At 68.2% G+C, this 18,028-nt stretch carries 22 protein-coding genes; 10 read left to right on the top strand and 12 right to left on the bottom strand.

What is annotated here, in order from left to right; all coding sequences use genetic code 11:
- Window positions 1-2: 2 nt before the first annotated feature.
- Entirely contained in the window at window positions 3-1,928 is a 1,926-nt protein-coding gene (gene selB / locus H6935_00110; GenBank protein MCP5276752.1) for a selenocysteine-specific translation elongation factor, read from the bottom strand.
- The gene (locus H6935_00105) at window positions 1,919-3,322 is read right to left on the bottom strand and encodes an L-seryl-tRNA(Sec) selenium transferase (GenBank protein MCP5276751.1); all 1,404 of its coding nucleotides are present in this window, start codon (window positions 3,320-3,322) and stop codon (window positions 1,919-1,921) included. The genes selB and H6935_00105 overlap by 10 nt, the downstream gene beginning before the upstream one ends.
- A gap of 134 nt (window positions 3,323-3,456) precedes the next feature.
- Between H6935_00105 and H6935_00100 the strand changes: the two genes are divergently transcribed.
- Genes H6935_00100 through H6935_00085 form a run of 4 tightly spaced genes read left to right on the top strand, consistent with a single transcriptional unit; the run spans window position 3,457 to window position 6,231 of the window.
- Window positions 3,457-4,467, top strand: a complete 1,011-nt coding sequence (locus H6935_00100) for a histidinol-phosphate aminotransferase family protein (protein ID MCP5276750.1) — start codon at window positions 3,457-3,459, stop codon at window positions 4,465-4,467.
- Window positions 4,460-4,681 (top strand): hypothetical protein, encoded by a 222-nt coding sequence (locus H6935_00095; protein ID MCP5276749.1) that lies wholly within the window; start codon window positions 4,460-4,462, stop codon window positions 4,679-4,681. The genes H6935_00100 and H6935_00095 overlap by 8 nt, the downstream gene beginning before the upstream one ends.
- Window positions 4,682-4,694: 13 nt before the next feature.
- Complete coding sequence (locus H6935_00090; GenBank protein ID MCP5276748.1) at window positions 4,695-5,429, top strand: ZIP family metal transporter; 735 nt, start codon at window positions 4,695-4,697, stop codon at window positions 5,427-5,429.
- A gap of 49 nt (window positions 5,430-5,478) precedes the next feature.
- Window positions 5,479-6,231, top strand: a complete 753-nt coding sequence (locus H6935_00085; GenBank protein ID MCP5276747.1) for a ZIP family metal transporter — start codon at window positions 5,479-5,481, stop codon at window positions 6,229-6,231.
- A 135-nt stretch (window positions 6,232-6,366) separates the two neighbouring features.
- Here H6935_00085 and H6935_00080 read toward each other — a convergent pair whose 3' ends face one another.
- The 3 genes from H6935_00080 to H6935_00070 all read right to left on the bottom strand — a co-directional run bounded on the left by H6935_00080 (window position 6,367) and on the right by H6935_00070 (window position 8,932).
- Window positions 6,367-6,819 (bottom strand): redoxin domain-containing protein, encoded by a 453-nt coding sequence (locus H6935_00080; protein MCP5276746.1) that lies wholly within the window; start codon window positions 6,817-6,819, stop codon window positions 6,367-6,369.
- 9 nt (window positions 6,820-6,828) lie between these two features.
- Complete coding sequence (locus tag H6935_00075) at window positions 6,829-7,083, bottom strand: redoxin domain-containing protein (GenBank protein MCP5276745.1); 255 nt, start codon at window positions 7,081-7,083, stop codon at window positions 6,829-6,831.
- 106 nt (window positions 7,084-7,189) lie between these two features.
- Window positions 7,190-8,932: a thioredoxin domain-containing protein gene (locus tag H6935_00070; GenBank protein MCP5276744.1), complete on the bottom strand. Its 1,743-nt coding sequence runs from the start codon at window positions 8,930-8,932 to the stop codon at window positions 7,190-7,192.
- Between the two features lie 57 nt (window positions 8,933-8,989).
- On the opposite strand from H6935_00070, the gene H6935_00065 reads away from it, so the two are divergent.
- Both H6935_00065 and H6935_00060 read left to right on the top strand, forming a co-directional pair.
- Window positions 8,990-9,136 (top strand): hypothetical protein, encoded by a 147-nt coding sequence (locus tag H6935_00065; GenBank protein MCP5276743.1) that lies wholly within the window; start codon window positions 8,990-8,992, stop codon window positions 9,134-9,136.
- A gap of 166 nt (window positions 9,137-9,302) precedes the next feature.
- Window positions 9,303-10,112, top strand: coding sequence for a Crp/Fnr family transcriptional regulator (locus H6935_00060; GenBank protein MCP5276742.1), 810 nt, complete (start codon window positions 9,303-9,305; stop codon window positions 10,110-10,112).
- Between the two features lie 23 nt (window positions 10,113-10,135).
- Here the strand turns inward: H6935_00060 and H6935_00055 are convergent, their stop codons facing one another.
- Genes H6935_00055 through H6935_00030 form a run of 6 tightly spaced genes read right to left on the bottom strand, consistent with a single transcriptional unit; the run spans window position 10,136 to window position 13,779 of the window.
- Complete coding sequence (locus H6935_00055; protein MCP5276741.1) at window positions 10,136-10,750, bottom strand: TlpA family protein disulfide reductase; 615 nt, start codon at window positions 10,748-10,750, stop codon at window positions 10,136-10,138.
- Between the two features lie 43 nt (window positions 10,751-10,793).
- Window positions 10,794-11,363 carry a hypothetical protein gene (locus tag H6935_00050; GenBank protein ID MCP5276740.1) on the bottom strand — a complete coding sequence of 190 codons (570 nt, stop codon included), beginning with the start codon at window positions 11,361-11,363 and terminating at the stop codon, window positions 10,794-10,796.
- Window positions 11,364-11,422: 59 nt separating this feature from the next.
- Window positions 11,423-12,253 (bottom strand): energy transducer TonB, encoded by an 831-nt coding sequence (locus H6935_00045; GenBank protein ID MCP5276739.1) that lies wholly within the window; start codon window positions 12,251-12,253, stop codon window positions 11,423-11,425.
- A complete protein-coding gene (locus H6935_00040) occupies window positions 12,243-12,647 on the bottom strand; it encodes a biopolymer transporter ExbD (protein MCP5276738.1) in 405 nt (134 codons plus the stop codon). The genes H6935_00045 and H6935_00040 overlap by 11 nt, the downstream gene beginning before the upstream one ends.
- The gene (locus tag H6935_00035; protein MCP5276737.1) at window positions 12,644-13,297 is read right to left on the bottom strand and encodes a MotA/TolQ/ExbB proton channel family protein; all 654 of its coding nucleotides are present in this window, start codon (window positions 13,295-13,297) and stop codon (window positions 12,644-12,646) included. The genes H6935_00040 and H6935_00035 overlap by 4 nt, the downstream gene beginning before the upstream one ends.
- A 23-nt stretch (window positions 13,298-13,320) precedes the next feature.
- Window positions 13,321-13,779, bottom strand: coding sequence for a rhodanese-like domain-containing protein (locus tag H6935_00030; GenBank protein ID MCP5276736.1), 459 nt, complete (start codon window positions 13,777-13,779; stop codon window positions 13,321-13,323).
- Window positions 13,780-14,002: 223 nt separating this feature from the next.
- Between H6935_00030 and H6935_00025 the strand changes: the two genes are divergently transcribed.
- From H6935_00025 to H6935_00015, 3 genes are read left to right on the top strand one after another with little or no spacing between them, the layout of a single operon-like run.
- Window positions 14,003-15,073, top strand: a complete 1,071-nt coding sequence (locus tag H6935_00025) for a radical SAM/Cys-rich domain protein (GenBank protein ID MCP5276735.1) — start codon at window positions 14,003-14,005, stop codon at window positions 15,071-15,073.
- On the top strand, window positions 15,001-16,548 hold the full coding sequence (locus H6935_00020) for an FAD-dependent oxidoreductase (protein MCP5276734.1): 1,548 nt from the start codon (window positions 15,001-15,003) through the stop codon (window positions 16,546-16,548). The genes H6935_00025 and H6935_00020 overlap by 73 nt, the downstream gene beginning before the upstream one ends.
- Window positions 16,549-16,562: 14 nt before the next feature.
- Window positions 16,563-16,790, top strand: a complete 228-nt coding sequence (locus tag H6935_00015; protein ID MCP5276733.1) for an RND transporter — start codon at window positions 16,563-16,565, stop codon at window positions 16,788-16,790.
- On the opposite strand, the gene H6935_00010 is transcribed toward H6935_00015, so the two are convergent.
- The gene (locus H6935_00010) at window positions 16,791-17,243 is read right to left on the bottom strand and encodes a hypothetical protein (protein ID MCP5276732.1); all 453 of its coding nucleotides are present in this window, start codon (window positions 17,241-17,243) and stop codon (window positions 16,791-16,793) included. It abuts the gene before it with no gap.
- A gap of 173 nt (window positions 17,244-17,416) precedes the next feature.
- Between H6935_00010 and H6935_00005 the strand changes: the two genes are divergently transcribed.
- Window positions 17,417-18,028 (top strand): TIGR04283 family arsenosugar biosynthesis glycosyltransferase (locus H6935_00005; GenBank protein ID MCP5276731.1); only part of this gene is annotated, 612 nt, incomplete at its 3' end.

Below are 18,028 nucleotides of genomic sequence, written 5' to 3'. Positions count from 1 at the left end.
TTTCAGGAGGGCGTCCATTGTTTCGTGTCGGCTCCGCCGCGCGGTACATGCTCATCCCGGACCCGACGAGTGTAGCCGACCCGGTCGAAGAACTCGAGGATGTGGGTGGCAATCTTGCGGCCGCCCCCCGCCTCCCCCAGTACATCCCGCAGGTTGGCAATACGCGCCCCGCCATCGGCCTGAAAAAGCTGTTCCACCCTGGCGGCCAGGTCTGCCACCGCCCGGGCGGTGTAGTAGTGGTCGTGGGCCACGGGATAGAGCTCGCCGGCCCGGGCCAGGCGCTTGAACAGGCGACGCACCCCCTCCTCCGGCGTGCCCGTGGCCCGGGCCACATCCCGCACCCGGGGCGGGTTGAAGGGCCGGGCATCCAGCAGGGGCTTGAGCACGCTGAACAGGTCCCGGTCGGCGTCGGACACCGTGGCCTGATGTGCCGGCAGGTGCAGCCAGGCCCGGGTCTGGGCCAGGGTGCCCGCCGCCAGCTGTTCCGTCACCAGGGCGGCGAACACGGCGGCGGGCAACTGGGCCGAGGTCATGCGCCGCAGGCGTTCCCGCTCCACGCCGATCATGTCCGGGGCCCGCTCGTGCTCCCGGGCCAGGGCATCCAGCAGCCTGGCCGTCAGGGCCTCCCAGGCGGCCTGGGCAATGCCCACAACCGCCGCGCCGTCCCGGATCACCCGCAGGCCGGCCCGTTGCCAGAGGGTCTCGGCATCGGCCTCCGCCAGGTTCCAGCTCAGGGCAAAACGGCTAAGGTCGATGCCGGCGGGGGACTGGGCGGCCAGCAGGGCAAGGCTTTCGGCCGGGTCGTCCCGGCCCAGGCTTCGCAACAGGGCCAGGCGCTGGGGCGTGCGCTTGTGCCGGGTGGGGGGGAAGATGTCCAGCACCCGCCCGCCCGCCACGGTGCGCCGGGCCCCCGCGTCCCGCAGGATGAAGCGGTCGCCGCGCAGGGCCAGGGTCTCCCGCTCCAGCAGGATTTCCACCAGGGCGATGGTGCCGGGGGCGGCCTCCGGGCAGTCCAGCAGGGCCACCCGGCCGGGAATGTCCTCGGCGCCCAGATGCACGTGCACGGCCTGCATGGGGGTCAGGGGCTTCTGGCTGGCGGGCACCCGCAACTCGGCCTGAAAACGGGTCAGAGAGATCGCCAGGGCCGGTTCCACCAGCCACATGCCCCGGGCGATGTCCTGCTTCTCGAAGTCGCCCTTCAGGGCCAGGGCGCAGCGCTCCCCGGCCTGCCCCCCTTCGGCGGGCCGGTCCTGGACGTGGAGGCCCCGTACCCGTGCCTTGAAGCCGGGCGGGGCGATTACCAGCATGTCGTCCACCGCCACCCGGCCGGCGTGGGCGGTGCCGGTGACCACGGTGCCCACCCCCTTGATGGAAAAAGCCCGGTCGATGGCCAGGCGGAAGCGGCCTGCCGTGGGGCGGGGCGGCAGGGCGGCCGCCATGGCATCCAGATACGCGCGCAGTTCGGCCACTCCCGCCCCCGTCCGGCCCGAGACCGGGAACACCGGGCTGCCGGCCAGCCCCGTGCCCGCCAGCAAAGCCTCGATCTCCGCCCGGGCCGCGTCCAGCCTTTCCGGCGCCACGGCGTCGATCTTGGTCAGGGCCACCGCGCCCCGGGTCAGGCCGAGCAGGTCCAGCAGCTCCAGGTGCTCCCGGGTCTGGGGCATGGGGCCGTCGTCGGCGGCGATGACCAGGAGCACGAAATCGATGCCGGTGGCCCCGGCCAGCATGTTGTGGATCAGCTTCTCGTGGCCGGGCACGTCCACGAAGCCCAACACCCCGCCATCGGCCAGGGGCGTGTAGGCATAGCCCAGGTCCAGGGTGATGCCCCGGGTCTTTTCCTCCGGCACCCGGTCGGCATCCACCCCGGTGAGGGCCTTCACCAGGGTGGTCTTGCCGTGGTCGATGTGGCCGGCAGTGCCTACGAGCACGACAGCCTGCCCAGGTTGGCCGCGAAGGCCGCCTCTTCGCCGGGCGTCAGACAGCGTAGATCCAGCAGCAGGGCACCGTCCTCGATGCGGCCGATCACCGGCCTGGGCAGGCCCCGCAGGGCGGCCTCGATACGGTGCAATACGCCCCCCTTCCGGCCCTGGGGGCGGATGGCCAGGCCCGCCGAGGGCAGCCGGTCCACGGGCAGGGAGCCGGAGCCGATCTGGGAATTCAGGGGCACGATCGACACCATCACCGGCAGGCCGGCCAGGCTGGTTTGCAGGCCGGGCAGCAGGCGCTGGGCGGCGGCCTCGATATTGGCCTGGGGGCGGGTGAGCAGATGGAGGGCGGTGAGGCGTTCATGCAGCCGGTCCGGGTCCCGGTACAGGCGCAGCACCGCCTCCAGGGCCGCCAGGGTGAGCTTGCCCACCCGCAGGGCCCGCTTGAGCGGGTTCTTCTTGATGCGGGCGATCAAGGCCCTGCCGCCCACCAGCACCCCGGCCTGGGGGCCGCCCAGCAGCTTGTCGCCGGAGAAGGTGACCAGGTCCGCCCCGGCGGCGAGGCTCTCCCGGGGCGTGGGTTCGTGGGGCAGGCCCCAGCGCTCCAGGTCGGTGAGCGTGCCCGAGCCCAGGTCCACCACGAAGGGCAGGCCGTGCTCGTGGGCCAGGGCCGCCAGCTCCGCCTCGGGCACCGTGTGGGTGAAGCCCTGGATGGCGTAGTTGCTGGTGTGCACCTTCATGAGCATGGCGGTGTGGGGCGCGCTTTGGTCCAGGGCTTCTTTGAAATCCTTGAGATGGGTGCGGTTGGTGGTGCCCACCTCCACCAGCCTGGCGCCGGCCCGCTGCATGATGTCCGGCACCCGGAAGGCGCCGCCGATCTCCACCAGCTCCCCCCGGGACACCACCACCGCCTTGCGCGGGGCCAGGGTGTTGAGCAGCAGGAACACGGCGGCGGCGTTGTTGTTCACCACCGTGGCGGCCTCGGCCCCGGTGAGCTCGCACAGCAGGCCTTCCACCACGTCGTCCCGGTCGCCCCGGCCGCCGGCGTCGATGTTGTATTCCAGGGCGCAGGGATTGCGGGCGGCCTCGACCAGGGCAGCCACGGCTTCCTCGGGCAGGGGCGCGCGGCCCAGGTTGGTGTGCAGCACCGTGCCGGTGAGGTTGTACACCGGCCGCAGGCGGGGCCGGGCCTGGGCCTGGGCGGCGGCGGCGATGCCGGCAGTCAGGGTGGACATGTCGGGGATGGCCGCGCCGGCCCGGGCCGCAGTCCGGGCATCGTCCAGGGCGGACCGCGCCAGTTGGGTGATCACCGCCCGGCCATGGGCGTCGATGAGGGGCAGGACAACCGGATCGGCCAGCAGTCGATCCACGGAGGGAAGCTGGGAGAGAGGATTCAAGGCATCACCCGACCGGGCAGAAGTGGGAAAAACAGGGGGATTCTATCCTTCGTAAGCGATCCATTTGCTGAAGGTTTCCCTGGGGTCGGGCCTACTATATAAGCATCGATAAAGGGATATCCGGAGCAAAAACCATGACATCGCTAAGTGAAAAGGGCGGCGGCACCTTCACGGGCATCAAGCTGCTGTTATGCGAAAACCCCCTGCCCCCCATCGAGGAGGCCGTGGCCGCCGCCCAGGCCGAGGTGCCCCACAGCAACTATTACACCGAGCCCCATTCGGCCCCCCTGCGCAGCCTGCTCAGCCAGCGGCTCGGGGTGCCGGAAAGGCTCATCCACATCAATGCCGGCTCGGAGCTGATCCTGCGCCAGTTGTTCGACCGCTTCGGCCAGCAGGTGCATCTGCTGAGCCCCACCTACGTCCTCTTTCCCGAGGTGGCCAGGCGCTACACGGAGCAACGCCTGTTGCCGGAAGCCGATTTCGCCTTCGACCTCGAGGACCTGGCCATTCCCCCCGGCACCACCCTGGTGGTCATCGTGAATCCCAACAACCCCAACGGTGGCGTGTTCGACATGGCCCCGTTGCCCGATCTGCTGCGCCGCCACCCCGCCACCCTGTTCCTGGTGGACGAGGCCTTCATCGGCCTGGCGGGGCAGTCGGTGGTCCGGCTGGTGCCCGAATTCCCCAATCTGCTGGTGACCCGCACCCTGTCCAAGGCCCACAGCCTGGCGGGTTTCCGCGTCGGCTACGGCGTGTTCCCCGAGGCCATCGCCGACGACCTGAACAGCCACAACGACGCCTATCCCCTGGCCCGGCCCAGCGAGGCGGCGGCCCTGGCCACCCTGCTGCACGAGGACAGGATCCGCGCCCGCAACGTGCAGCTGCGGCAATGGACCGAGGCCCTGGCGGCCGAGCTGCGCGCCCTGGGGGTGCGCACCTTTCCCACCCAGACCTATTTCTTCCTGGCCGATTTCGCGCCCCACGACGCCGGGGCCTTGGCGGTCGAACTCAAGGCCCGGGGCATCCTGGTCAAGCCCATGAACGATGCCCGGCTTGGCCCTGGCTACATGCGGGTGACCACGGCCCTGCCCGAGGACAACCTGCGTTTCGTCGCCGCCCTGCGAGAACTGCTGGGCCATGCCTAGAACCGCACCCTTCGAGGCCCACCACGGGCGCTACGAGGCGTGGTTCGAGGTGGAACGGCTGTTGCATGAGGCCGACTTCATCGTCGAGGCCTGGGGCCAGACCCTGGCCCACCCCCTGCCGGAGACGCGGGAGATCGAAGCCCCGCGGCCGGGGCGCGGCCAATGCGCCTTCGTGGTTGTGGCGGCCCGCAAGCCGGAAGACGGCCTTGCATAAGGATTGACCGGGCATGGAAAACACCTTCTGGACAGCCCTGGCCACCAGCAGCGTTGCCGCCCTGGTCACCTCCCTGGGCATCTACACCATCCGCCGCTTCGCCGGCTGGGGGCATCGCAACACCACCTACTTCATGTGCTTCGCGGCCGGGGTGCTGATCTCCGCCTCCTTCCTCCACATCGTGCCGAAATCCTTCGCCATGAACCCCCAGGCGCCGGTCTGGCTGCTGGTGGGCTTTCTCGGGCTGCACCTGTTCAACCGCTTCGTGACGGCCTTCGTCTGCGAGCGGGATCCGGAGAAGAAGGAATACGCCATGGGCATCGTGCCCATGCTGGGCATCGGCTTCCACTCCTTCATCGACGGCTTCATCTATTCCATCGCCTTCACCGTCAGCATCCTCACCGGCTACCTGGCCACCCTGGGCATGGTGCTGCACGAATTCCCCGAGGGCATCATCACCTACCTGCTGCTGGTGCGGGGTGGCGTGGGCGAGCGCCGGGCGATGGTCATGGCCTTCCTGGCCGCGGCGGTCACCACGCCGCTGGGCATGCTGGTGTCCTATCCCCTCGTCAGCGCCATCGACCGGCAGACCCTGGGCGCCCTGCTCGCCCTGTCGGCCGGCGCCCTCGTCTACGTGGGCGCCACCCACCTGCTGCCCAGGGCGGAACAGGAACGGAAGCGGTTCAGCCTGGTGGCCCTGGCCGGCGGCGTGCTGGTGGCCGTCATCATCGTGGCCTCCAAACCCTGAAATCCGGACCGGTGCCCAACATGACCCAGGAAGAACGGGTTACGCCCCCATGAGCACGACCCACGCAGCCGTCCTGCTGTTGTCCCTGCTGTCGCTGTTCACCACCTGGCTCGGGGTGATGCTGGCCATCTGGCTGCGCGAGAACGCCCGGGCCATCGCCGCCGGCATCGGTTTCTCCACCGGCATCATGCTGCTGATCTCGCTCCTGGAACTCGTCCCGGAAGCCCTCGCCACCCTGGGCGCGCCGCCCACCCTCCTGAGCTTCGCCCTGGGTGCCGGCCTGGTCTGGACGGCCCATCTCATCGTGCCCCATACCCATCTGGTGGAGGAGCGGGGGATAACCGACCGGGTGCTGATCCGGACGGCCTACCTGGTGGCCTTCGGCCTGATCCTGCATGACGTCCCGGAAGGCTTCGCCATGGCGAATGCCTACATCGCCTCGCCGGAGCTGGGGGTGCTGGTGGCCATCGCCATCGCCCTGCACAACGTGCCGGAGGAGTTCGCCATGGCGGTGCCCGCCGTGGTGGCCCGCGGCCGGCGTTTCCTCTATGGCGCGGCCCTGCTCTCGGCCCTGGCGGAGCCCCTGGGGGCGGTCATCGGGCTGGTGGCGGTCGGCATCGCCCCCGCCCTCAATGCCCATTTCATGGCCTTCGCCGCCGGGGCCATGACCTTCGTCTCCCTGCATGAGCTGCTACCCATGGCCCGGCGCTACCGGCACATGGGCCTGTTCACGGCCGGCATGGTTTTGAGCGTGGCGGTGTATGGGCTGCTCATCCTCCTGAGCGGTGCCGCAGAGGCGTGAACCGGGACAAGCCCGGGCTTCAGCCCAGGCCCATCCCGTCGATCCTGACCCCCGCGGGGGGCGCCCGGTCGCTGCCGGGCGGACGAAAAAAACCCCGCCACGGGGGCGGGGTTGGCCTGGGCAGGCGGGCGGGGATCACTCCATGGAGGGATTCCACACCTTCCACACATTGCCCACCAGGTCCGGCCCGGGCTTGAGGGTCGGCTTACCCGGCTCCCAGCCGGCGGGCATGGCTTCCTTGCCGCCCGTGGCGCGCACGTGCTGGAAGGCCAGCACCTGGCGCACCGTTTCGGCCACCTTGCGGCCCACCGGCGGGGTGAGCACCTCCATGGCCTGGATGACGCCGTCCGGATCGATGATGAACCGGCCGCGCATCTCGATGCCCTGGCTCTCATCCCAGCAGCCGTAGGCCCGGCCCACGTTGCCGGCCTGGTCCGAGGCCATGTGGAAGGGAATGCCGCCTTCCACCATCTTGGTCAGTTCATTGTCGTTCCACATCTTGTGGACGAAGTGGCTGTCCACGCTGACGGAAATGACTTCCACGCCCATCTTCTGCAGAGCCTCATACTGTGCCGCGACCGCGGACACTTCAGTGGCTCAGACAAAAGTGAAATCCCCGGGGTAGAAGCAGACCAGCACCCACTTCCCGAGGAAATCGGACAATTTGACGTTGGTGAAGCCGCCCTTGTAGTAGGCGGGAGCGGCGAAATCCGGCGCTTTCTGGCCGACTCTTGCGGTCATCTTGCTGGCCTCCTTCGTAATAGTGGTTTCAGGGGCCCGGCTGGCCTCGGAGGGTGAGTCCTCGGCCACCGAACTGGTGGTACGCGCACAGCTAACAGATTCTTCTGTCATACCTTCTCCTTTCCGCGTGGCAGGTATCACGCCACACCTCACCTTAAGCAGAAACCCGGTGGGCGTCCAATCGGAATTTCCCGGGGCCGGCGCGGACTCCGCGATATCAACGCCCGCGCAGGGCCGCCATGGCCCCGGGATGGTCGAAGGGCGCCCGGGCCGCCGTCGGCAGCAACATGGCCCGGGCCCGGTCCTGATCGCCGGCCCCCGGGTGTCGGGAGCGATCGCGCGGCAATGCCCGGGTCACGGCCATCAACAGGGCCGAGGGGGACGGCAGGGCGCCGTCGGCCAGGGCCGGTTCGGGGCCCAGGGTGGCCAGCAGGGGCTGCTCCTCCCGACGCCAGCCCCGGGGGGTGAAGAAGCGTTGCCAGGCCTGGGCCGCCAGGTCCCGGGCCAGGGCCCCGGCGGCGGGGTCCTTGAACACCCGGGCGTAATCCGCCAGGCCGGCGGCGGCGAAGGCGTAGTCCTCCAGTTCCGCGTCGACGAACACCCGCTTGCCGGCCCGGGTCTTGAGGAGGCGGCCCTGGCTTACCATCCGCGTCGCCAGATAGTCCCGCAGCTCACGGGCCGCACGCTCGAAGCGGGGCACGCCACGACCCGCCTCCGCCAGGGCGGAGAGGGCCAGGCCGTTGAGGCCGGCGTTGATCTTGGTGTCCACGGGCACCTGCCTGTTGCGCCCCGCCTGGCGCAGTTTGGCCAGGGCGCCGGCGAGGACGGGGCCTTCCCCGGCGGCGGGCCGCGCCTTTTCCATGGGCAGGTAGCCCAGTTCGAAGGGCGCGGCGGCCTCCAGGCCCCATGTCCGCTTCACCAGGGCGAATTCCGCCGGGCTCAGGCGCTGGCGCAAGGCCTCCGCCGTCCACAGGTAGGCGCCCCCTTCCCGACCCTGGCGATCCAGGGCGGACAACGCGGTGTAATAGCCGCCGCCGGGGGCAGCCAGGTCCGCGAGCATGAAATCCAGGGTGTCGTGGGCCACGAGGCGGTAGTCCGGACGCTTGAACACCGCCGCCGCCCGGGCGTAGAGCCGGGCCAGCTGGGCGTTGTCGTAGAGCATCTTCTCAAAGTGGGGCGTGGTCCAGTCCGGGTCCACGGTGTAGCGGAAGAAGCCGCCGTGCACGTGGTCCCGCAACCCCTTGCGCGCCATCTGGTCCAGGGTGAGTGTGAGGAATTCCCCCAGGCGGGGGTCCCGCTCCCGGACGTAGGCGTCCAGCAGGGCTTCCAGGTGGGGGGCCATGGGAAACTTGCTGACCCGCTCGAAGCCGCCCTGGAGGGTGTCCGCCTGGCGCCAGGCCTCGTCCAGGAACTGCCTGTGCAGCCGGGCCACTGCGTCCTGGGTGACGGCGGCGGTGGCGGGAGGCTCCCTGGGCGCCGAGCCCGCCTCCCGGGCGGCGGCGCGGAACGCGGCGCCCTTCTCGCGCCAGGTCTCCACCATGCGCGCCAGCAGTTGCCGGAATTCGGCGGGGGGTTCGTAGAGCACCGCGTAGGCGGGGTAGCCCTCCGGCGTGACGAAGGCGTTGAGAGGCCAGCCCGCCACGCCCTTGAGCCGTTCCGCGAAGTCGATTAGGCCCGCGTCGAGGGCGCCGTTGAGTTCCCGGTCCACCTTCACGGGAATGAAATGCTCGTTGAGCAATCGGGCGATGGCCGGGTCCCGGTAGCTTTGCTGCTGCATGACGTGGCACCAGTGGCAGGAGAAGTAGCCCACGGAGACGAACAGCAGCTTGTTCTCCCGCTTCGCCCGGGCCAGGGTGTCGGCGTTCCATTCCTGCCAGGCCACCGGGTCCTGGCCGTGGAGGGCCAGGTAGGGAGAGGCGTGGCCAGCGAGCGTGTTCCCGAAGGGTGCGGCGATGGCCACGCTCGAGCCTGGCGCAACCCATCCAATATAAAGTGACAGGCACATAAGCAACCATGCATGCAAGCGCTTGAAATCGGTATTCAGACAAGACAAACACAACGCTTTGGTCAGGCCATCACCCATCAGACTCTCCTTTCTCCAGGCCCGCGTACAGTGGCACTGAACATTGGTCAAGATGCAACGCAGGACGGCCCCATGGCCTGACGAACCGTCTAAACCAACTCTTCTCGGGGGCCGGTCTTCCCGCCAACTGAACGGCTTCTTGACCCTGGGCAATTTCAGCCGGCCGGATTCCTGGCTTCATAGGCAAACGTCCCCGGAATGCGCCCTGCGAAAGGCCGATGATGGAAGCACCGAAACGACCCAGCCCATGAAACCGAACACCAACAGAAAAAGCCCCTTCGACGTGGACCTGCCGCACCGCCTGTTCCTGCGGCGCCAACGAGCTGCGCTGCCGCCGACGGGCCAGCCTGGCCGTGAGGAACTCATCGAACGCCTGCGGAAATTCGGAATGTTCGCTGATCTGCCCAAGGACATCCTGCACAAGTTGGCAGCTTCGGCTCATGTGGGCACATTCCGCGCGGGTGAATACCTGTGGAGACAGGGGGAAGCCAACAGCCGGGTGCTGTTCATCAACCAGGGCCTGGCGAAGACAACCCGCCAGGTGAGGGGAGGCGCAAGCCGCACCTACGGCCTGTACGGACCCGGGGATTCCATGGGCATCTATGCCATGTGGGCCGGCATGACATATCCCACCGATGCCGTGGCCATGACCGACGGCATGACGGCAATTGTTCTGAGTTCCGCTGCCCTGCTGAAATGCGCCCACCGTCAGCCCCGGCTGGCGGCCCCCATGATGACGGAGATCGGGCGCTTCACAGAATCCTTCATGCGCAAGATCGAGATCGTAAGCGCCGGCTCGGTGCCCCAGCGGTTGGCGGTTCTGATGGACATGCTGGTTGAACGCTACGGCAACACCTCGGAGGCCCATGCCGCCCACCTGCCCATCCACCTGACCCTGGAGCAGATTGGCGAAATCGTGGATGCCCGGCTGGAAACGGTGGCCCGGGTGCTGAGCCGCTGGAAGCGCCAGGACTGGCTTAGGGTCAACAAGGACGGCTTTCACTTCACCCGCATGGACAAGGTGAGGTCCCTGCTCCCGGGCCCGGATAGCGAATAGGCAGGCAGCGGCATCTCCTCGCTTCAGTTCCGGGGCAGGTGACGCAGCAGCTGTTCCACGAGCCCGTCGTGGTCGAACTCCCTGCCACCGACAGCCCGGTAAACCACCCGTCCCTGGGGATCCACAACGAAGGTGGTGGGCAGGCCCTTCACCTTCCAGGCCTGCATGGCCTTTGAATCCCGGTCCAGCAGCAATGGGAAGGCGGGGGCCGGCTCCAACTGGCCGGTGAAGGAAAACACCGTGTCCGCGTCCTCCCCCACGTCGACGGCGATTACCGCAAGTCCCTTCTCGGCCAGCCGCTGGCGCAGGCGTTCCAGGGAGGGCATCTCCCGCCTGCAGGGGGGGCACCAGGTGGCCCAGAAGTTGATAAGCACCACCCTTCCTTTCAGGTCTGCCAGATCGTGGGCCTTGCCGTCCAGGTCCTGCAGCTTCAGGGCCGGGGCCGCATAGGGCTTGGAGATGGGGGTGAGGGCGTGGGTGAGGGGCGGCAGGTCTTCGGCCTGGGCAGGCAACGCAAGGCAGGCCCAGAGCAGGGGAAGCACCCATGGCAAGCTTCGCCAAATCCCGACGCCATCGTTCCCGCTCAGAGCCTGCCCCCGCGAAGTCCTGGGGCGGGAACCCAGGAGTTCCAACTGCATGGATCCCCGCCTGCGCGGGAATGACAGCACCACCTTTAACAAATTAATGAGCTGGGCAACGCACATCGGTCAGCACTCCTTCAAAGATCTTGTCTTCAACCTGCCAGCGGGCCACCAGATCGAAGGCCGTGCCGGGGGGCAGGCCGGTGGCCAGCATGCCCTGGTTCCACTCCCCCACTTCGTACTCCTGCTCCACCGGAAACTGGGCCCAGCGGAAGGCGATGCGAGGGGGCTCCGGCAGGCCCCGGGTAGCCCATAAGCCCATCCAGTGCTCCATGGACGGGGGTGAACGCAGTTCGCCCGCCACCCGCACCCGCCAGTCCTCCAACCGAAAGCCAAGGGCGCCCGGGGCGGCATCGTTGCGCAGCACGGTCATGAACACGCAGGCGGTGGCATAGGGCTCCACGTCCTTGGCGCTGAAGCCCCTATTGATGTAGAAGGCCCGGGCCTGATCCGGCAGGATTTGCGTCAACCGCAGGGTGGCCCCGTGGGCCCGGGTTTCCCAGGTAGCCGCGCCGGTGTCAGGGTCAGTGCGCTGCTCCTGGGCGGCGTGAGCCAAGGCAGGCGCCAGGGAAGTTACCCACAAGGTCAGAATCAGAAATAGTCCATGCATGTTCACTGATCTCCGGAAGGCAGCAAAGATCGGGCGACAAAGTCTAACAGCGCTGTTCATCAGGTTCCCCAGCGGTTGCGCTCGATCTGGCGTTGCAATTCGCTTTCCTCTTCTTCCCAACTGGCATCCACATCGCTGGGGTGGCAGTCCTCGGCCCGCTCTTCCCGCTGAGGCGTGGGTGGGGTGGGAGGCGGTGCCCCGGTGCCGTTCCAGGCAAAGGGATTTTTGAACTGGGGCGGGTCCGGCAGGCAATCGTACCGGTAAGACGGCGGCCATCCTGTCTCGTAGGGCAGGAAGGAAATGGTCTTTTCGAATACCAGGGGCTTGCCGTTGGGGGTGGGAGGCAGGCGCGGCATCTCACGGATGGCCTTCCTGGCCAGTTCCGAGGCCTTGGCGGAGGTGGACCACAATTCCTCCATATGGGCCAGGGTGCCGTCCGGGTTGATGGTGATGCGGAAGCGTACCTGGCCCTGGTCCGGGCCTTCCACGGCGCTGCCCATCATGCTGCGCACCTGCTGGCCCCAGGCGTTGCGATAGCGCTTGGCGTTCTTGAGGCTGTAGGTGGAGGCGAGTTGCCATTCCTCGGCGGAGGGCGCGGGGGGGGCAGCGAGGGAAACCGGCGGTTTGACGGGTTCGGGCTCAGGCGCGGGTTCGGGTTCGGGTTCCGTCTTGGGCTTTAGCTGCTTCTTTTCCTTGGGCGGTGGCGGCGGGGGCGGCAGCTCGATCACCTGCGTCTCCAGGGTGATCTTTTCCGGTGGCGCGGGCTCGGCGGAATTGCCGGGCATCAGCCAGGCCGTGCTCCACAGGCTGAACAGGCCGACCAGCAACGCGCCTGGCAGCGTCCAGGGCAGACGCTGCCAGGGCGTTTCCAGTGAATCGTTACTGGCCACGCTGCACGGCAAAGAGGAAGTGCTTGGCCCCGGCCTCGCGCGCCTTGAGCATGGCCTGGACGATGACGCCGTTGGGCGCGGCGTTGTCGGCGGCGACCATCACGCCGGGGTCGGCGGGGTTGATCCGGGGTTTCAGCGCGGCGGCCAGGGTGTCCAGCGTCACCGGCGCCTTGTCGAGGAACAACTCGCCTTGGGGCGTGACCGAAAGCGTGACCGGGTCCGGCTTGTTGAGCGGTTCGGCCGCGCCCTGGGGCAGGTTGACCTGCACGTTGTTGATGGGCTGCAGGGTGAGCGAGGCCAGCATGAAGGTGGCGAGCAGAAAGAACATCACATCGATCATCGGGATGATCTCGATGCGGCCCCGCTTGGGCTGGCGGCTTCTGCGGAGTTTCATGGCCTTGCAACCTCAACCCCGGCTTCCTGGGCATCCAGGCGGATGTGGTCGAGCAGGCGCGTGCCCAGCCGCTCCATTTCATCCAGCGTCTGCGCCTGCAAACGGGTCAGGTAGTTGAAGGCGAACAGCGCCACCAGGGCGATGAGCAGGCCGGCGGCGGTGGCAATGAGCGCCTCGGCCACGCCCGCCGTCACCCCGCCAGGGTTCACCAGCCCACCGGGGCCGATGAGCTTGAACGACTGCATCATGCCCAGGATGGTGCCGAGCAGGCCCAGCAGCGGCGCGGCGGTAATCACCGTATCCAGCGCCCACATGCCGCGCCCCAGCGCCTTTTCGATCTGCTGGGCCTCGTCCCCGGCGCGCGACTCCACCCACCACGTCGGCTTGTCGCGGTTGTCCATGATGACGCGGAAGAAACGGCCGAAATAATGCTGCGGCCCCAGCGCCACGAGCTGGCGGTCAAGCTCGGCCCAGTCGAAGCCGTAGGTTTCCACCAGGTCGCGCAGCGGTTCCGGCAGGTAGGCATGGCGGCGATAGACCAGCACCTTGTCCAGCAGAACCACCAGCGCCGCCAGCGCCAGCAGCAACAGCGGCCACATGATGACGCCGCCGTGCTTGAGGGTTTCGATCGCGGTGCTCAAGTCTTCCATAGAGGCTCCGGGTAAGGGATGTGTCAGTGCCCGGCTGGCTTGCTGGCCAGTTCATTGGCCTTGAAGCCGCCCTTCCGCTTCCAGCCTTCGATGCCATCCTGCAGCACCTTGACGTTGTCCCAACCCAGCAGGCGCATGGCGAAGACCGATTGCGCCGAGAGCGAACCGGTATTGCAGTAGATCAACACCATGCGGTCCTTGGGGATGTCGTGACGCTGGCCGGGAATCTTGCGCCAGTCGATGTTGATGGCACCCGGGATGTGGAATTTTTCATATTGATCGGCACTGCGTGCGTCAATCACCTGGATTTTTTTCCACTCCGACTCGGGGATCTGTTCCGGCCAGATGATGCTGCTGCCGTACTCGGTGAAGTCCATGTATTCCTCGATGGCCGCAGCGACGGGTGATTCCTCGGCGCGGGCAGGCGAAGTCAGCTGAAGCAGGGCCAGACAAGCCATCAAGGCGAACAAAATGCGGGGCATGGCAATCTCCTTTATCACTCAAGTCATTTGCCGGGCCGCCCCAAGAACGATTTAGCCCCCACGAGGGGGCGGCTCGGGCACTTTTTCCAGACCGGGGGCTCAGCAACCAGGCTGCAGTCTAGGCGCAGCCTTCCCCCGTGTCATGAGCCATGTCAACCAGCAGATGGCCCCATGAACTACCATCTAGGCTGGTTTTCGGCCCATTGCCCACCCCCATTTCGCCATGCTCGACACCCTGCCCCTGCTCATCCCCACTGATTTCCCGCCGCTCAGGCGCGGCCGTCTGACGACGCTGCAGGTCAACCTGGGCTACCGCTGCAACCAGACCTGCCTGCATTGCCACGTCAACGCGGGACCGAACCGCACGGAAATGATGGACGATGCCCTGATCCACCTGATTCCCCAGGTACTGGCTGCGCGTGGGCTCACCACCCTGGACCTCACCGGCGGCGCGCCGGAACTGCATCCGCGCTTCCGCTGGCTGGTGACCGAGGCCCGTGCCCTGGGGGTGAAGGTCATCGACCGCTGCAACCTCACTATCCTGTCCGAGCCGGGCATGGACGACCTGGCGGATTTCCTGGCCGCGCAGGCGGTGGAGGTGGTAGCTTCCCTGCCCTGTTACCTGGAAGACAACGTGGATACCCAGCGCGGCAAGGGGGTATACGCCCGCAGCATTGCCGGGTTAAAGCGTCTCAACGCCCTGGGCTACGGCCAGCCCGGCAGCGGCTTGGCTAGTCGTTCGCCGGGCAACCCCAAGAACGACTTGGCCCCCTCAGTGGGCGGCTCGGGTAGTTTTCACAAGCCGGAGGCACAACTAACCGTTAACCTGGTCTACAACCCCGGCGGCACCCATCTGCCGCCTGCCCAGGCCGGTCTGGAAGCGGCCTACAAGCGGGAATTGCTGGAACGCCACGGCATCGTCTTCAACCGCCTGCTCACCCTCGCCAACATGCCCATCCTGCGCTTCGGCAGCACACTCCTCTCGAAAGGCACATTCGCCGACTACATGGCCCTGCTCAAGACCAGTCACACCCCCGCCAACCTGGCCGGCGTGATGTGCCGGGAACTGGTCAGCGTGGACTGGCGGGGCCACCTGTATGACTGCGACTTCAACCAGATGCTGGGGCTGGGCATTGAGGGCTTGGCAACCGCCGGCCCCGCCACCCTGGCCGACCTGCTGCATACCGACCCGGCCGGCACCGCCATCCGTGTCGCGGAACACTGCTACGGCTGCACCGCCGGCCAGGGCAGCAGTTGCGGCGGAGCGCTGGAAGGCGGGGAGTGCGGCGCGTGAATACCTTCCGGAAACCCCGCCGCTTCGACCGCAACCTGATCGTCATCGGCGCTGGGGCTGGCGGCCTGGTGACGGCCTACATCGCCGCCGCCGTGAAGGCGAAGGTGACCCTGATCGAAGGCCAGCGCATGGGCGGCGACTGCCTCAACACCGGCTGCGTGCCCTCCAAGGCCCTGATCCGCGCCGCCCGCATGCTGGCGGACCTGCGCCGGGCGGGGGAATTTGGCATTCATACAGAGCCGCCACGGGTGGATTTCGCCGCTGTCATGACGCGGGTGCGGGGGGTGATCAGCCAGGTGGAGCCCCACGATTCGGTGGAACGCTACACCGCCCTGGGCGTAGAGGTGATCCAGGGCCACGCCCGGCTGACCTCCCCCTGGACGGTGGAGATCGACAGCAATGGGGAAAAACGCGCCCTCTCCGCCCGCGCCATCGTCCTGGCCACCGGCGCCGCGCCAGTGATTCCGGCTATTCCCGGCATCGAAAACGTGCGCCACGTCACCTCGGACACGGTCTGGTCCCTGGACGTCCTGCCCGAGCGCCTGGCGGTGCTGGGCGGCGGCCCCATCGGCTGCGAGCTGGCCCAGGCCTTCGCGGGGCTGGGCAGCCGGGTCACCCTGGTGGCCCGTTCCGCCCTGCTGGGCAGGGAAGACGCCGAGGTCGTCGCCCGGGTGGAACAGGGCCTGGCCGGCGACGGCGTGCGCCTGCTCAAGGGGGCCGATCCCCTGCGCTGCGAGGTGGTGGACGGGAAGCAGCACCTGGTGGTGGGTGGCAAGGAGGGCGAGGAGGCGATCCCCTTCGACGTCCTGCTCTGCGCCACCGGCCGCAAGGCCCGGGTGGAAGGCTTCGGCCTGGAGGAACTGGGTATTCCCCTCACCCGCTCCGGCACCATCGAGGTGAACGAAACCCTGCAAACCCGCCACCCCAGCGTCTACGCCTGCGGCGACGCCGCCGGCCCTTACCAGTTCACCCACGCCGCCGCCCATCAGGCCTGGTACGCGGCGGTCAACGCCCTGTTCTCCGGAATGCTCGGCCCCATCGGGCGTTTCAAGGTGGATTACCGGGTCATGCCCCGGGTCACCTTCACCCGCCCCGAGGTGGCGCGGGTGGGCCTCAACGCAACCGAGGCGAAGGCCCGGGGCATTGCCCATGAAATCACCCGCTACGACCTGGCCGACCTGGACCGGGCCATCACCGACGGCGCCGCCCACGGCTTCGTCCAGGTCATCACCCCCCCCGGCCGGGACCGCATCCTGGGCGTCACCATCGTCGGCGAGCACGCCGGCGAGCTGCTGGCGGAATTCACCCTGGCCATGAAGCACGGCCTGGGTCTCAACAAGATTATGGGCACCGTCCACCCCTATCCCACCTGGAGCGAAGCGGCCAAGTACGCCGCCGGGGAATGGAAACGCGCCCACGCCCCCCGGGGTTTGCTGGCCTGGCTGGAACGCTTCCACGCCTGGCGGCGGGGATAACTCTAGGAGCGACCATGCGATTCATCGACGACATCCCTCTGCCCCTGCTGATCGCCGTGGCGCTGCTCATGCTGGGCGCCCCCTTCGCGCCCGAGCCCCACCTGGTGGAAAAGGCCCGCATGCTGGCCGCGGGCACCCTCACCCGACCCATCGACATCTTCGACGTGTTCTGGCACCTGCTGCCGGCGGCGCTGCTGGCGGTGCGGCTGGCGAGGATGCGTGGCCGCACACCGCCACGCTGACTACGACGACCCGCCACCCCCGCGCCGCAGCCGCCAGGCCACCAGGGCCAGTGCGAGATAGTTGAGCGCCAGGAACCAGGGCGTGTTCCAGGCCAGGCCGTCGAAACCTTCCCGGGTGATGGGGTACAGCACCGGCGCCGGGTAGAACTCGGTGGAGTGGGTAAACACGTCGATGACGATGTGCAGCCACCAGCCCGCCAGGACCAGGCCGACGCGCCGGCGCCAGGGCCACAGCAGCAGGGTGGCGGCGCCGGCGATGAGGGCGCTGTGCAGGATGCAGTGCAGATGGTGGGCCGCCTCTCCCACCCAGAAGGGCATGGCCGGCTCTCCGCCCGGCTGGGCGATGGCGTAGTCCAGCAGGGCCTGGGCGGAGCCGTCGCCGAAAGCCGCCCAGGCCAGCACCGGCGCCAGGTGGACCACGTCCGGCAGCACCGACAGGCTCACCGCGGCCACCGCCTGGGGGCGGGTCACCGGGTGACGTCGGGCCAGCCAGCGAATACCAAGGCCGGCCCAGAGACCGTGGGCGAGGATGTCCATACCTGCATTGTTGGACGCCGGCGGGAAAAATCCATCTTTCCGCCCGTATTTTTCGCCATCATCCGCCTTGCCCCATCGCTCACCCCGCCATGCGCCTGTCCATCATCCTGCCCACCCTGAACGAAGCCCAGGGCATCGCCGCCGCCCTGGCGCCCCTGCAAGCCTTGCGCCGGGCGGGCCACGAGGTGATCGTGGCCGACGGCGGCAGCGCCGACGGCACACCTTCCCTGGCCACGCCCCTGGCGGACCGGGTGATCGCCGCGCCCCGGGGCCGGGCCCGGCAGATGAACGCAGGGGCGGTGGTGGCGACCGGCGATACGCTGCTCTTCCTGCACGCCGACACCCACCTGCCCGAGGGCGCGGCGGAGCGCATCGCCGGGGCCCTGGCCGACCACACCTGGGGCCGTTTCGACGTCACCATCACGGGCCGGCCCGCCCTGCTGGCCGTGGTGGCGACCCTGATGAACCTGCGTTCCCGCCTCACCGGCATCGCCACCGGCGACCAGGCCCTCTTCGTCACCCGCGCCGCCTTCGAGGCCGTGGGCGGCTACCCGGACCAGCCGCTGATGGAGGACATCGAACTGTCGAAACGCCTCAAGCGCCTCGGCCCGCCGGCCTGCCTGCGTGAACGGGCGACCACCTCCGGCCGACGCTGGGAGCGCCACGGTGTCTGGCGCACCATCCTGCTCATGTGGCGCCTG

The sequence above is a fragment of the Thiobacillus sp. genome (assembly GCA_024235835.1).
In the GTDB taxonomy this organism is placed as follows: domain Bacteria; phylum Pseudomonadota; class Gammaproteobacteria; order Burkholderiales; family Thiobacillaceae; genus PFJX01.
Note: the sequence above shows the minus strand (reverse complement) of the source record. Positions and strands in the feature narration are given on the sequence as shown.

Coding starts and splice junctions, on each gene's coding strand:
- H6935_00100 (MCP5276750.1), top strand. CDS start 3,457: ATGACATCGCTAAGTGAAAAGGGCGGCGGCACCTTCACGGGCATCAAG.
- H6935_00095 (MCP5276749.1), top strand. CDS start 4,460: ATGCCTAGAACCGCACCCTTCGAGGCCCACCACGGGCGCTACGAGGCG.
- H6935_00090 (MCP5276748.1), top strand. CDS start 4,695: ATGGAAAACACCTTCTGGACAGCCCTGGCCACCAGCAGCGTTGCCGCC.
- H6935_00085 (MCP5276747.1), top strand. CDS start 5,479: ATGAGCACGACCCACGCAGCCGTCCTGCTGTTGTCCCTGCTGTCGCTG.
- H6935_00075 (MCP5276745.1), bottom strand. CDS start 7,083: ATGACAGAAGAATCTGTTAGCTGTGCGCGTACCACCAGTTCGGTGGCC.
- H6935_00065 (MCP5276743.1), top strand. CDS start 8,990: ATGCAAGCGCTTGAAATCGGTATTCAGACAAGACAAACACAACGCTTT.
- H6935_00060 (MCP5276742.1), top strand. CDS start 9,303: ATGAAACCGAACACCAACAGAAAAAGCCCCTTCGACGTGGACCTGCCG.
- H6935_00055 (MCP5276741.1), bottom strand. CDS start 10,750: ATGCAGTTGGAACTCCTGGGTTCCCGCCCCAGGACTTCGCGGGGGCAG.
- H6935_00050 (MCP5276740.1), bottom strand. CDS start 11,363: ATGCATGGACTATTTCTGATTCTGACCTTGTGGGTAACTTCCCTGGCG.
- H6935_00040 (MCP5276738.1), bottom strand. CDS start 12,647: ATGAAACTCCGCAGAAGCCGCCAGCCCAAGCGGGGCCGCATCGAGATC.
- H6935_00035 (MCP5276737.1), bottom strand. CDS start 13,297: ATGGAAGACTTGAGCACCGCGATCGAAACCCTCAAGCACGGCGGCGTC.
- H6935_00030 (MCP5276736.1), bottom strand. CDS start 13,779: ATGCCCCGCATTTTGTTCGCCTTGATGGCTTGTCTGGCCCTGCTTCAG.
- H6935_00025 (MCP5276735.1), top strand. CDS start 14,003: ATGCTCGACACCCTGCCCCTGCTCATCCCCACTGATTTCCCGCCGCTC.
- H6935_00015 (MCP5276733.1), top strand. CDS start 16,563: ATGCGATTCATCGACGACATCCCTCTGCCCCTGCTGATCGCCGTGGCG.